Raw genomic sequence first — 14,160 nt, forward strand, 5'->3', positions numbered from 1 at the left:
ATGGCCGACTCAAGAAACGATGAGCCAATCCATCCGCCGGTATCGAGACGGTGGAAGAAGGTGGCCTCAGTCCACCGGAACACCCCGGGAACGGCGGTCACCTGTCGGCCGGAGCCGACGCCGCAGCGGCAGGGCGAGCAGCATCAGCGCCAGCGGAGCAAGGGTGCTCGCGCCGCCCGTGCTGCAGCCGTGGCCGGAGATGGTGAAGTCGTCGTTGGGGTCCAGCGGGTTGGTGCCGCCGGCGACTTCATCACCATCGTTGGCGCCGCCATTGTCCGTGTCGGCGTTGTTCGGGTCGGTCTCCGTGGCGTCGCGGACGCCGTTGTGGTTGGCGTCCTCGGCGCCGTCGAGCAGGCCATCGCCGTCCGTGTCCGGGTTGAGCGGGTCGGTGGGGTTGGCGCCCTTCACTTCGACGCCATCCGGGAGCCCGTCGTCATCCGTGTCCGGGTTGTTCGGGTCGGTCTCCGTGGCATCGACGCGGCCGTCGTGGTTGGCGTCCTCCTCGCCGTCGAGCAGCCCGTCACCATCCGTGTCCGGGTTCTTCGGGTCGGTGGTGGTGCTCGGGTCCGCGTCCGGACGGAAGTTGGGCGAGCTGCGGTCCGTGTCCGCCGGAGCGGTCTCCAACGTCACGCCCATCTCCGTGCCGTCCAGGATGCCGTCGTTGTCGCTGTCGGGGTCCAACGCGTCGATGAGGCCGTCACCATCCGTGTCGGTGATGCCGTCGATGCCGTCGGGCACGCCGTCGTTGTCGCTGTCCGAGCTGTAGGGGTTCATGCCCAGCCGGCGCTCCGTTTCGTCGTCGATACCGTCCAGGTCGGCGTCGAGGTCGTCCTCGGTGACCAGCGGATTGCTCTCACCCGGGTCCACGCGGCCGTTGCGGTTGAGGTCCTCATAGCCGTCCCACACGCTGCCGTGGTCCGTGTCGCGGTTGAGCGGGTCCGTCGTCGTCGTCGGGTCCGCGTCCGCCACGAAGCGCGTCATGTCGGTGTCCCTGCCCTGGGGCGCGGTGAGGCCCATCTCCAGACCGTCGGAGAGCAGGTCACCGTCGGTGTCCCAGTTCTTCGGGTCCGTCTCTCCCTCGTCGACGATGCCGTTGTGGTTGGCGTCCTCGTTGCCGTCCAGGATGCCGTCGTCGTCCGTGTCGTCGTCGAGCGGGTCGGTTCCGGCGACGAGCACCTCGATGCCGTCCGGCAGGCCGTCACCGTCCGTGTCGGGGTTGTTCGGGTCGGTGCCCAGGGCAATCTCCTCGGCGTCCGTCAGGCCGTCGCCGTCCGCGTCGGCGGTGACCACCCAGGTGTACGTGGCCGGCGTCTGGTCCACGTTGCCGAGTTGATCCACCGCGCGCACCTGCAGCGTGTGCGAGCCCAGCGCCAGTTCGGTGAAGGTGACCGGGTTCGTGCACGCCGCGAAGGGCGCGCCGTCCAGGCTGCACTCGTACGTCACCGGCGCCTCGTTCGACTCGAAGGTGAACGTGGCCTGGGCGGGAGCCTCGGTGAGCGGCGGGCCGTTGACGATGGTGGTCTCCGGCGGCGTGGTGTCCACCGTCCACTCGAAGGCGGCGGGGGTCGGGTCCACGTTGCCGTCCGTGTCCCGGGCGCGCACCTCGAAGCGGTGCTCACCGTCGGACAGGCCCGTCAGCTCGGTCGGGTTGTCGCACGCCGCGAAGGGCGCGCCGTCCAGGCTGCACTCGTACGTCACCGGGGACTCATCCGAATCGAACGCGAAGGTGGCCGTGCTGGCGCCGCTGAGCGTGGGCGGCGTCTGGGTGAACAGCGTCTCGGGCGGCTCGGCGTCCATGGTGAAGGTGTGGGTCACCGGGGTGCTGGTGTTGCCAGCCGCGTCCGTCGCGGTGACGGAGACGGTGTGCGAGCCCTCCGCCAGCGGCGCGTTCGCCGTGAACGTCCAGTTGCCTGCGCCGTCCGCGTCGACGGTGCCAAGCGTGACGCCGTCCACCACCACCGTCACCGTGCTGTCCGGCTCCGCGGTGCCCGTGTACGTCACCGTCGCCACGTCGAGCACCGCGCCGTTGGCGGGAGCGGTGATGGCCACCGTGGGCGGCTGGGTATCGACCGTCCACGTGTGCGTGGCGGGCGTGGCGTCCACGTTGCCGGCGGCGTCCACCGCGCGCACCGCCAGGGTGTGCTCGCCGTCGCTCAGCGGTCCGAAGTCGGCCTGGGCCGGGCACGCCGCGAAGGCCGCGCCGTCCAGGCTGCACTCGTACGTCACCGAGGCCTCGTTCGACGAGAAGACGAAGGACGCGGAGGTGTCGTTCGTCAGGGTCGCCGGGCCACTGTCGATGGCGGTGTCCGGCGCGGTGGTGTCCACCGTGAAGGTGACGGTGGCCGGGGCGCTGGTGTTGCCCGCGGCGTCCTGGGCCGTGACGGTGGCGGTGTACGTGCCATCCGGCAGCGTCACCGGCACGTCGAAGCTCCAGTTGCCCGAACCGTCCACGAGGATGGGGCCGTAGGTCGTGTTGCCCACCGACACCATGACGGACACCGCGTCGGTGGTGGTGCCGGTGATCGTCACCGCGCCGTCGTTCAGCACCGCGCCCTGGCTGGGCGAGGCGATGACCGGGGCCGCCGGAGGCGTCAGGTCCACCGTCCAGGTGTAGCTGTCCGGCGTGCTGTCCACGTTGCCCGCGGCATCCACGGCGCGGACCCACAGCGTGTGCTCGCCCTCGGCGAAGCCCTCGAGAACGAGGGGACTGGTGCACGTGGTGTAGGCCGTGCCGTCCACGCTGCACTCGAACGTCGAGCCCGGCTCGTTGGACGTGAACTCGAAGGTCGCGGACGTGGCGTTGGTGGGAGACGCCGGACCGGACACGATGACGGTGTCCGGCTCCACGGTGTCCACGGTCCACGTGTACTCCGCGGGCGTGGCGTCCACGTTGCCCACCGCGTCGAAGGCGCGCACCAGGAACAGGTGTTCGCCATCCGCGAGCCCGGTGTAGCTCACCGGCGAGGTGCAGGCGGTGAAGGACGCGCCATCCAGACTGCACTCGAAGCCCACGGCGCCGCCCTCGGCGCGCAGCTCGAAGGTGGCGGACGTCTCACGGGTGATGAGGGCTGGGCCCGAGTCGATGAACGTGTCGGGCGGCGTCAGGTCGACGATGAAGCCGTGGGCCGTCGGCTCGCTGGTGTTGCCCGCCGCGTCCACGCTGACCACGGAGAGGCTCACGGGGCCCTCGGGCAGCGCCTGGGGCAGGGTGTAGGTCCAGTCGCCGTCGCCATCCACGAGGATGGGGCCGTACGTGACGCCGTCCACCTCCACGTAGATCTGGCTGTGGGGTTCACCCGTGCCAGTGAGCGTGGGCGTCGCGGTGCCCACCGTGTCGCCGTTCGCGGGCGAGACGACGCTGGGCGCGGTGGGCGCCACCCGGTCCACGGTCCACGCGTAGGTCGCGGGTGACGGGTCGACGGTGCCCAGCGCGTTCACCGCGCGCACCGCCAGGGTGTGGGGGCCCTCCGTCAGGCCGCTGAACACCGCGGGGCTGGTGCAGGCCGTGAAGGGCCCGCCATCCAGGCTGCACTCGAAGGCAACACCGCCGTTCTCCGTGCGCAGCACGAAGCTGGCGGACGTGTCGCGCGTGAAGGCCGCCGGGCCGGAGTCGATGTACGTCTCCGGGGTGGACAGGTCGATGACGAAGTCGTGCGACGTCGCCTCGCTGGTGTTGCCCGCCGCGTCGGTGGCGGTGGCCTCCACGGTGTGCGGACCTTCGTCCAGCGCGTCGGGCGCGGTGATGCTCCAGAGGCCGTCACCGTTCGCCGTCACGGTGCCGATGACTTCACCATCCACCGTCACCGTCACCTGGGCGTAGGGCTCGGACGTGCCCTCGAACACAGGCGTCGCGGTGGCGAGGGTGGTGCCGTCGCCCGGCGCGGTGATTTCGGGCGCATCCGGGGCCACCGTGTCGACAGTGAACGTCGTGGGGGCGCTCGGGTCGCTCACGTTGCCGGCGGCGTCCGTGGACGTCACGGTGACGGTGTGCGAGCCCTGGTCCAGCGGGGCGGGCGGGGTGAACGTCCAGTCACCGTTCGCGTCCACGGGGGCGCTGCCCAGCACGTTGCCGTCCACCGTCACCGTCACGACGGTGCCGGGCTCGGCGGTGCCGGAGATGACCGGCTGCTGCGTTGGCACGGAGACGCCGTTGGCGGGCGCGGTGATGACGGGCGCGTCCGGAGCGGCGGTGTCCACCGTCCACGTGTGCGTGGCGGGCGTGGGGTCCACGTTGCCCGCGGCGTCCACGGCGCGAACCGCCAGGGTGTGGCTGCCTTGCCCCAGGCTGGAGAACGTCACCGGGTTCGCGCACGCCGCGAAGGCCGCGCCATCCAGCGAGCACTCATACGTCACCGGCGAGGAGTCGCTGGCGAAGCCGAACGTGGCGGACGTTGCGTTGGTGATGGCCGCCGGCGAGGTGGTGATGGAGGTGCTGGGCGGCGTGGTGTCCACCGTCCAGGTGTGCGTAGCGGGCGTGGGGTCCACGTTGCCCGCGGCGTCCACCGCGCGCACCGTCAAGGTGTGGCTGCCATCCGCCAGCCCGGTGAAGGTGACGGGGTTGGTGCAGGCGGCGTAGGTCGCGCCATCCAGCGAGCACTCATACGTCACCCCGGACTCAGAGGCGCTGAAGGTGAACGTCGCGCCGTCGCTGTTCGTCAGCGCGGGCGGGCCGCTGACGATGCTGGTGTTCGGCGCGGTGGTGTCGATGGTCCACGTGTACGTCGCGGGTGAGGCATCCACGTTGCCCACGGCGTCGCGAGCGCGCACCGCCAGGGTGTGCTCGCCGTCCGCGAGCCCCGTGAAGGTCTGCGGGGTGGCGCAAGCGGCGAAGGTCGCGCCATCCAGCGAGCACTCGTACGTCACCGGGCTCTCGTTGGACGTGAAGCCGAAGGTGGCCGACGCCGAGTTGGACACGGCGGCCGGCGTGCTGGTGAACGACGTCTCCGGCGCGGTGGTGTCCACCGTCCAGGTGCGAGAGGCCGGGGTCGGGTCGATGTTGCCCGCCGCGTCCACGGCGCGGACTCGCAAGGTGTGGCTGCCGTCCGCCAGGCCGGTGTACGTCACGGGCGCCGTGCAGGTCGTGAAGGGCGCGCCGTCGAGCGAGCACTCGAACGTGGCCGGCGACTCATTGGCCGTGAAGCTGAACGTCGCGTCCGTGGCCGCCGTCGTCCCGGTGGGGCCGCCCGAGAGGGTGGTGTCCGGCGCGATGGTGTCGATGGTCCAGGTATAGACGGCGGGCGTGGGGTCCACGTTGCCCGCGGCATCCACGGCGCGGACCTGCAGCGTGTGGCTGCCCTGCGCCAGCTCGGGGAAGGTCTGCGGGTCGGTGCAGGCGGTGAACAGCGGCGCGCCGTCCAGCCGGCACTCATACGTCACGTTGCTCTCGTTGGAGCTGAAGTCGAAGGTGGCATCCGCCGAGTTGGACACCAGCGGCGGCGTGCTCGCGAAGGACGTCTCCGGAGCCACCGTGTCCACCGTCCAGGTGCGGGTGGCGGGCGTGGAGTCCACGTTGCCCGCGGCATCCCGGGCACGCACCGCGAAGGTGTGGCTGCCTTCGGCCAGCCCCGTGTACGCCTGGGGCGAGGTGCAGGCGGTGAACGTGGCGCCATCGAGCGAGCACTCGAACGTCGCCGGGCTCTCCGTGGCGGTGAAGGCGAACGTCGCGTTGGCGGTGCTCACCGTGCCCGAAGGGCCGCTGACCAGGGTGGTGTCCGGGGGCGTCGTGTCGACGGTCCAGGTGCGGGTGGCGGGCGTGGCGTCCACGTTGCCCGCGGCGTCCCGGGCGCGCACCGCGAAGGTGTGGCTGCCGTCCGCCAGGTTGCTGAGGTTCGCGGGCGACGTGCACGCCGTGAACGCGGCGCCGTCCAGGCTGCACTCGTAGGTGGCCGGGCTCTCGTTGGCGGTGAAGGTGAACGTGGCGCTGGAGCTGCTCGTCGTCCCCGAAGGGCCGCTGACCAGGGTGGTGTCCGGGGCCACCGTGTCCACCGTCCACGTGCGCGAGGCGGGCGTCGCGTCGATGTTGCCCGCCGCGTCCACGGCGCGGACCCGCAGGGTGTGGCTGCCCTGGGACAGGCCGGAGAAGGTGGAGGGATTCGTACACGCCGCGAAGGCGCCGCCATCCAGGGCGCACTGGTACGTCACGTTGCTCTCATTGGAGCCGAAGGTGAACGTGGCGCTGGCGGAGTTCGTCAGGCCGGAGGGGCCGGTGACGATGCTGGTGTCCGGAGCCACCGTGTCCACGGTCCAGACGCGGGTGGCCGGCGTCGGGTCGACGTTGCCCGCCGCGTCCCGGGCGCGCACGGCCAAGGTGTGGCTGCCCTGGGACAGGCCCGTGTAGGTCGCCGGTGAAGCGCACGCCGCATACGCCGCGCCGTCCAGCGAGCACTCATACGTCACCGGGCTCTCGTTGGAGGAGAAGGTGAAGGTCGCGCTGTTCGTGGCGACGGCGCCCGTGGGGCCGGTGACGATGCTGGTGTCCGGCGCGGTGGTGTCGACGGTGAACGTCACCTGCGTGGCCGGGCTGACGTTGCCCTGGGGGTCGCTCGTCGTGACGGTGGCCGTGTGCGTGCCTTCCGGCAGCGTGCTGGTGGTGCAGGACCAGGCGCCCGTCTGCGGGTGGGCCGCGGCGGTGCAGACGACGTTGCCGTTGACCACCACGCTGACGGTGCTGCCGGGCTCGGCCGTGCCCGTGAAGGCGGGCGCGTTCGTCCCCACGGTGGTTCCGTTCGTGGGCGAGGTCACCACGGGGGCATCCGGCACCGACACGCTGATGGTCGTCGGACCGGTGGTGGAGGGAGACGGCGAGCTGGTCGCGGAGCTGGCGGGCGCGCCGCGCTCGCCCTGGGCGGTGATGGTGGCCTGGTTGGCCACGACGCCGGACGCATCCGCGTTCACCACCGTGCGGAAGCGGATGGACGTGCTCTGGCCGATTTGCAGGCTGCCGCCCAGCGTGGCCGTCGCGCCGGTGCCCAGGCGGACGGTGATGACGCCCGCGGCGCTGACCTCACCGACGTCGTCGCCCGCGGCGTCCGTCAGCGCGCCCGCGTTGGGGCCGGAGACAATCGACAGCGAGCCCGGCAGATACGAAAGCTGCGAGGGCAGCGGGTCGCGCAGGACGGTCTCGATGCTGACGTCATCCCCCGTGTTGGTGGTGACGATGGTGTACTCGATGATGTCGCCGCCGCGCAGCGAACCGTCCGCGCGAGGATTCACCGGGGTCGCCGTCTTGTACGTGTTCGTGAAGTCCGGCCGCAGCGTGGCGATGGACGTGGCGAAGGCGCCGAGCAGGTACGTGTCTCCCGACGACGTCGCGGTCAGCGTCATCGACGTGTCGCCGCCCGAGACGCGCTGGGTGATGTCCACGATGTCCAGGTCCACGCCAGACATGCTCGCTTGCGCACCCGTCAGCCGGGGCAAGTCATTGGCATGTGAGGCGGGCGTTCCCAGCACCGAACGGCTGCTGTTGAAGAAGTTGTTCATCGGGTTGGCGCCGTCCGAGAGGGCCACCCCGTTGACGCGGAACTGGTCACCGGTGCGCGTGGCGTCACCTTCGTAGGCCAGCACGCCCAGCTTGGCGTCGAAGCCCGACTGCGGCACCTGGAAGCCCGACAGCACCACCGTCTGGGGATTGCCGTTGCTCACGTTGTCCAGGCCGTCGAACAGGGCCAGGTTGCGGATGGGCGAGTCCGGGTGCCGGTAGAAGACGACCAGCGCCCACGCGCTGAACGGGTCCGTGCTGTTGAGGTTGGCGAGGGGCACGGCGTCCACGTCACTGACCTCGAAGACGCCCGAGCCGTGGGTGGCGACGAGGCTGGTGACGTCCGCGGACGCTTCGTAGATGAACCGGCCGTTCGGCGCATACTGGTGCGTCACGTCGGCCGTCAGCATCTGGGTGAAGACGCCGGGCCGGCCGAACTCCGCCGTGGTGTCCGGCGTCCGGTTGGACGTGGTGGTGGACAGGTGCGCGGCCCAGTAGAGCCGCGCATACGTCACGATGGCGCCCGTCGGAATCACCAGCGCGGCCCGGCTGCGGGCCTGGGTGGCCGTCACCGACGTGTTCGCGTAGGCCACACCGGCTTCGATGGTCCAGTACACGTCGACGGCGTCATCGCTCGTGTTGGAGCCACAGGGGCCCACGGTGCCGACCAGGGGCGCCGGAACGTTGTTGGCGCAGTCGTGGGCCAGCGTGTTGCCAATCATCAGCAGGTCGCCGCGCTGGTCCGCCGTGTGGCGCAGCACCGGGGCCGCCGCCGCCTGGCCCGCCGTGACGGCCATCATCAGGGCGAGCACCCAGGGAAGACACGCCGTCTGTCTTCTGTCGCGGTGTGAGGATTTCGAGGACATGGGGGTACCCGGGCGAATGGAAGGAGAGGTCGAGCGAGGGGAGTCGGAGGCCACCCGGAACGCCGTGTCTGGGCTCAGGGATTCACGGGGGGGCGTGAAATCCCTGCCAGACGGCTGGCGCCGGGAGGATGGCTCGGTGGGGGAGAGGGCTCGCTCAGTCACTGCGGTGTTCAAGAGCAACCACGGTGCCACCTTGAATGGGCATCCTCGAGGCCGATTTGTCTGTGTTTGAAGCGGTTCTGGAACAGCGCGGCGTCACGGTTGTCCAGACACTGGATCTGGTTTCTGGAATCCGGAAACGCAGGGACGCTGCGAAGGGAGCCTGCGTCACGACGAAAGTCTGGAGTTGCTGTTCTGAATCTTGATTGTCTATGCGATGCGTCGTCTCGCGGAGCCTCAGTGGACTCGTACGCGGAGCGCGGGCACGGCTCAGGTGGCCAGGGACATGGCGCCCAGCAGCCGGGACACGTGCTCGGCGAGCGCGGGCAGCGGCTGCGGCTTGGGGAGCACCAGGTCCACCCCCAGGGATTGGGCGCGGTCGGTGAGCTCCTGGGTGGCGAACGCCGTCAGCAGCATCATCCGCGTCTGGGGCGCGAAGCGGCGCACGAAGTCCGCCAGCATCAGCCCTTCCTCGGACAGCGTGCCGCTCAGGCGCAGGTCGGTGATGACCAGGTCGTAGCGGCCCGTCGTAATCAGGTTCAGCGCTTCGTCCAGCGCTCCGGCGGAGTCCACGCGGTAGCCGGCCCCGGAGAAGAACTGGCCCAACACCCAGCAGAGGGAAGACTCGTCGTCGACGATCAGGATGTTCTGGGCCACGGAGGTGGCCCCACCAGCAAACTCAAGGCCAGGAACCGGCTTGTCGTGGTTCCATGTAAATTCCGCCGCTTGCTCCACCCGTCCAGGCCGGATTCGCGCGCTGCGTCCAGGCTACGGATCCGGTTTCTGGAATCCGGACCGGTTGATGCCCAGGCGCTTGAGGCGTTCGTAGAGCGACGAGCGGGGGATGCCGAGCCGCGCGGCGGCGCGCTCCACGTGGCCATGTTCGCGGCGCAGGACGCGCTCGATGTGGCGGCGCTCCAGCTCCTCGAGCGTGATGTCCTCGTCCACGTCGGCCGCGGCCTCGCCGGCGGTGGCCTCGAAGCGCAGGTCGCCCCGGGACAGCGGGCCGCCGCCGGACAGCAGCACGGCGCGCTCCAGCACGTTGCGCAGCTCGCGGATGTTGCCGGGCCAGGCGTAGCGGGTGAGGGCCGCGTCCGCGTCGGGCTGCAGGCCCACGGCGCCACGGCCGCGCGAGGCCCCCATCTCCGCGAGGAAGTGGTGCGCCAGCCCCACGATGTCCTCCGGCCGCTCGCGCAGGGGCGGGACGTGGAGGATGAGGGTGCTGACGCGGAAGTAGAGGTCGCTGCGGAAGCGCTTCTCGCGGGCGGCCGTGCCCAGGTCCTGATGCGTGGCGGCGATGAGGCGCACGTCCACGCGCCGATCTCTCACGTCGCCCAGGCGCCGGAAGCGCTTCTCCTCCAAGACCTTCAGCAGCTTGGGTTGGACGGCGGCGTCCATGTCGCCAATCTCGTCCAGGAAGAGGGTGCCCCGGTCGGCGACCTCCAGCAGGCCCTGCTTGGCGGCCACCGCGCCGGTGAAGGCGCCTTTCTCATGGCCGAACAGCTCCGAGTCGAGCAAATCCTTGGAGAGCGCCGCGCAGTTGAGGTCCACGAAGGGCGCGTCCTTGCGTGGCCCGCCTTCGTGCAGCCAGCGCGCGAGCACGCTCTTGCCGCTGCCCGTCTCGCCGGTGATGAGCACCGGGCTGTCGCTTTCGATGATGCGCTCGGCCTGCGCCTGGAGCGCGCGGATGGCGGCGCTGCTGCCCACGAAGGGGTCCACCGTGCCGCGCGCCGTGCGCGAGCGCTCCGCGAGCAACCGCTGCCGCTCACGCCGCTGCGCCACCAGCCGGTCCAGGACGACCTTGAGGACGGCCAGCTCCACCGGCTTGGTGAGGAACTGCTCGGCGCCTTCCTTCACGGCCTGGACGGCCAGCTCGATGGAGCCATGCCCGGTGAGCACCACCAGGGGCACCGAGCCGTCGATTTCCTTCAGGCGCGGTAGCAGCTCCAGCGCGGTGCCGTCGGTGAGGCGGTAGTCCACCACGGCGACGTCGGGGCGCGTGGTGCGGAACGCCTCCTGTGCCTCGGCGAGGCTGGTGGCCTCGTCCACGTCGAAGCCGTGGGCGGTGAGGAAGCCCCTCATGCCCAGGCGGATGCCGGGCTCGTCGTCCACGAGGAGGATGCGGGTGCGCGTCATGAAGCCAGGGAGTCTACGTGTTGCGTTGCGTCGGGCGAAGAAACAGCCGGCAGCAGCAGCGTGACCTCCGCGCCGCCCTCCGGGTGATTGCCCAGGCGGATGACCCCCTGGTGCTCCTCCAGGATGCGCTGGACGATGGAGAGTCCCAGTCCCGTGCCGCCGCGCCGCTTGCTGAAGAAGGGCTCGAACACGTGGGGCAGGTCCTCCGCGCGGAAGCCCGGCCCGCCGTCGCGCACGGTGCATCGCACCCACGCGCGGCCTGTCTCCTCCACCTCCTCCGCGGACACGCGCACCGTGCTCCCAGCGGGGGAGTGCTGCACCGCGTTCTCCACCACGTTGCGGAAGACGTGGAACAGGCGCCGGGCATCCATGCGCACCCGAGGCAGCGCGTCGGCCAGCGTCCGGTCCACCGACACGCCCGCGCGCTCGCTGGCCAGGGCGCACGCGGAGAGCGCATCCGCCACCACGGGGAGCACGGGCCCCTCCACCCACTCGCCCCGGGTGGGGCGGCCATATTCGAACAGCTCCTGGGTGAGGTGGTTGAGGCGCTTCACCTCGCCGCGCAAGACGTCGACGTAGGGCTTGAGCTCCGCGCGGGTGCCGAACGTCGCTTCCACGGCGTCCACCACGGCGGAGATGGAGAAGAGCGGGTTGCGGACTTCATGGGCCACGCCGGCGACGATGGCGCCCATGGCCGCCATTGTTTCGTTGCGGCGCAGGCTGGCTTGCAGCTCCAGCAGGCGCGTCACCTCGGTGGCCACCAGGATGATGCGGGAGTCCTCGCCGCCCGCTTCTTCCACCCAGGTGGCGGAGACCTCCCAGGTGCGGCGCGACAGCGGGTCTCCCAGCTCGCGGGTGGCGCTGGCGTGGGTGCGGCGCAGCTCATCCACCAACGGCAGCGCATGGGACCAGGGCGGGGCGCTGGCCGCGGTGAACAGGGGCTGTCCGGACGGGTCCACGCCGCCAAAGAGCGCGATGGCCGCGGCGTTGAGCCGTTGGACGGTGCCGTCGGGGCCCAGCACCATCAGCGGCGAGGACACGGCGTCGAAGGTGCGGCGCCACTCCTGCGCGGAGCGGCGGAAGCTGTCGTGCAGCCGCTGGCGCAGGTCGTCGGCGAGGCGCCGGTCGGTGATGTCGGTGACGACGCAGCCCACGTGCAGCTCGCCCTGGGCGTCCAGCGCGGACGCGGCGGCGCGGCTTCGCACCCAGCGCACGCGGCCGTCGGCGCAGATGAGCCGGTGCTCCAGCTCCGCCTCGGCGCCCGGGGCCATGCTTTCGATGCTGGCGCGGTATCGGGCGCGGTCCTCGGGGTGGATCATCTCCGCCCACAGCGGCGGCGGCCCACCATCCGGCGCGGGCCGCACGAACGCGGAGGCCGCGTAGCCGGTGGTCCGCTCGATGACCGGCGTGCAGTAGAAGTCGCGCAGCCGTCCCTCGCGGAGCTTGCCGCCCCAGAGGTAGTCCGGCAGCGAGCGCGTGAGCACGTCCAGCCGGCCTTCGTGCTCCTGCAGGCTCTCCTCGGCGCGCATGCGCTCGGTGAGCTCGGACAGGGCGGCGATGACGCCGAGCACCTCACCGTTCGCGCCGCACACGCGCAGGTAGCTGCCGAACCAGTAGCGGCTTTCGCCCGGCGCCGCGGGCGTCTCCACCTGGAGGAGCGTGTCCTGGATGGAGGTGCCCGTGTCGAGCGCGAGCTGGAGCCGCGGCGCGATGAGCCGTCCCAGGTCGGGCATCACCTCGGTGACGTGCCGGCCCAGGTGGTGCTCCGCGGACAGGCCGTGCATCGCCGCCAGCGCGGTGTTGACATGCACGTACCTCAGCTCGCGGTCGAAGAAGGCGAAGCCCACGGGCGTGACGTCCATCACCGCTTCGCGCAGGGCGCTCGCCTCATTCGCGCTGCGCAGCGCCGCGTCGCGGACCTGGTGCGCCCTGTTTCGGGCGCGCAGCAGCAGCCACGCCAGCGTGCCGCTGATGAGCAGCCCCACGGCCGCGGTGAGGAGGATGCGCGCGGGGGTGTTCGCGGCCCCGGAGTGGCTCCAGACCCCCTCGACCGCCGCGGAAAGAGTGGTGGCCACGAGGACGGCCAGCAGCAACTGTCGGCGAGAAGGGAACTCGTGCATGGGGTGGGGGCGGGTGCGGGAGCTTACCCAGATTCCGTGCCAGGACGGTGACGCGTCTGTCATTGGGCTGCCGCCCTGGCGGTGCGGCGGGCAGGAGGCCGGGCTTTTGCTCCGGCGGACGGATTCCGCACCCGGAATTTCACGTCCTGCGGATAGATTGAGGGCCGTCACCTGGATGCCCCAACCGGAGATGCTGGTCCCATCATGACCTTGGCAGTTCCCCTGCTCGCCGACGAAGCGTCACCGACCTCGCGTCCCACCCCTCTGCCTCCCGCGCTCGCCGAGCCCGAGGCCTTCGCGCAGGAGCTGCAAGCGCTCCGGCAGGAGCTGGAGTCCTCGCTCGGTGAGGAGGACCTCGCCCACGCACGGAAGATTGAGCGCTGGGGCCGGGCCTGCTCGGTGCTGGGGTACGCCACGGCGTGGCTGCTGCCCAACCCCCTCTCCGCGATGCTCATCGCGCAGGGCAACACGGCGCGCTGGACGATGATGGCCCACCACGTCACCCACCGGGGCTACGACAAGGTGCCGGGCATCCCGTCGCACTACACGGGCAAGCGCTTCGCCACGGGGTGGCGCCGCTTCCTGGACTGGCCGGACTGGATTCATCCCCAGGCGTGGCGGCACGAGCACAACGTGCTGCACCACGGGCACACCGGCGAGACGGCGGACCCGGACCTGGTGGAGATGAACACGGAGTGGCTGCGCCAGTCGCGCATGCCCCTGGTGGCGAAGTACGCGTTGGTGGCGTTCTTCGCGTGCACGTGGAAGCTGACGTACTACGCGCCCAACACGTTCCTGGAGTGGCGTCGCTTCGAGCGCAAGCGCGCGGGCGGGCCGGACGAGGCGGGCACGCTGCCGCTCATCACCGCCTTCAATCCCTTTTCGCCGGAAGGCCGCGCCTTCTGGTGGACGTGCATCCTTCCGTACGCGGGGCTGCGGTTCGCGCTGCTGCCCGCGCTCTTCGCGCCGCTGGGCCCGTGGGCGGTCTTCAGCGTGTTCGCCAACAGCGTGTTCGCCGAGGTGCTCGCGAACATCCAGTCCTTCATCCTCATCGCGCCCAACCACGCGGGGGATGACCTGTACCGCTTCGAGGGCCGCTCACGCAGCGGCGCCGAGTTCTCCGTGCGCCAGGTGGTGGGCTCGGCCAACTACACCACGGGCGGCGACGTGGTGGACTTCCTGCACGGGTGGCTGAACTACCAGATTGAACACCACCTCTGGCCCAGCCTGCCCATGACGCGGTACCGGCAGGCGCAGCCGCGCGTGAAGGCGCTGTGTGAGAAGCACGGCGTGCCCTACGTGCAGGAGAACGTGTTCCGCCGCGTGAAGCGGCTGGTGGACATCATGGTGGGGCGCACGTCGATGCGCGCGTGGTCCGCGCCAGCGCGTCCCTGAAGTCCAA

5 protein-coding genes are annotated in these 14,160 nt (G+C 70.8%); 1 reads left to right on the forward strand and 4 read right to left on the reverse strand.

Features of this window, described 5'->3' with window-relative positions; all coding sequences use genetic code 11:
* Positions 1–66 precede the first annotated feature (66 nt).
* The 4 genes from A176_RS12710 to A176_RS12725 form a co-directional block, all read right to left on the reverse strand.
* Positions 67–8,343, reverse strand: coding sequence for an Ig-like domain-containing protein (locus tag A176_RS12710; protein ID WP_082282730.1), 8,277 nt, complete (start codon positions 8,341–8,343; stop codon positions 67–69).
* A gap of 429 nt (positions 8,344–8,772) precedes the next feature.
* Complete coding sequence (locus tag A176_RS12715) at positions 8,773–9,159, reverse strand: response regulator (RefSeq protein WP_002638557.1); 387 nt, start codon at positions 9,157–9,159, stop codon at positions 8,773–8,775.
* A gap of 111 nt (positions 9,160–9,270) precedes the next feature.
* On the reverse strand, positions 9,271–10,638 hold the full coding sequence (locus A176_RS12720) for a sigma-54-dependent transcriptional regulator (protein ID WP_002638556.1): 1,368 nt from the start codon (positions 10,636–10,638) through the stop codon (positions 9,271–9,273).
* Entirely contained in the window at positions 10,635–12,758 is a 2,124-nt protein-coding gene (locus A176_RS12725; RefSeq protein ID WP_002638555.1) for a PAS domain-containing sensor histidine kinase, read from the reverse strand. Before A176_RS12725 ends, A176_RS12720 begins: the two co-directional genes overlap by 4 nt.
* Before the next feature lie 204 nt (positions 12,759–12,962).
* On the opposite strand from A176_RS12725, the gene A176_RS12730 reads away from it, so the two are divergent.
* Positions 12,963–14,153, forward strand: a complete 1,191-nt coding sequence (locus tag A176_RS12730; RefSeq protein WP_002638553.1) for a fatty acid desaturase family protein — start codon at positions 12,963–12,965, stop codon at positions 14,151–14,153.
* Positions 14,154–14,160 lie beyond the last annotated feature (7 nt).

This window comes from Myxococcus hansupus (assembly GCF_000280925.3).
Taxonomy (GTDB): domain Bacteria; phylum Myxococcota; class Myxococcia; order Myxococcales; family Myxococcaceae; genus Myxococcus; species Myxococcus hansupus.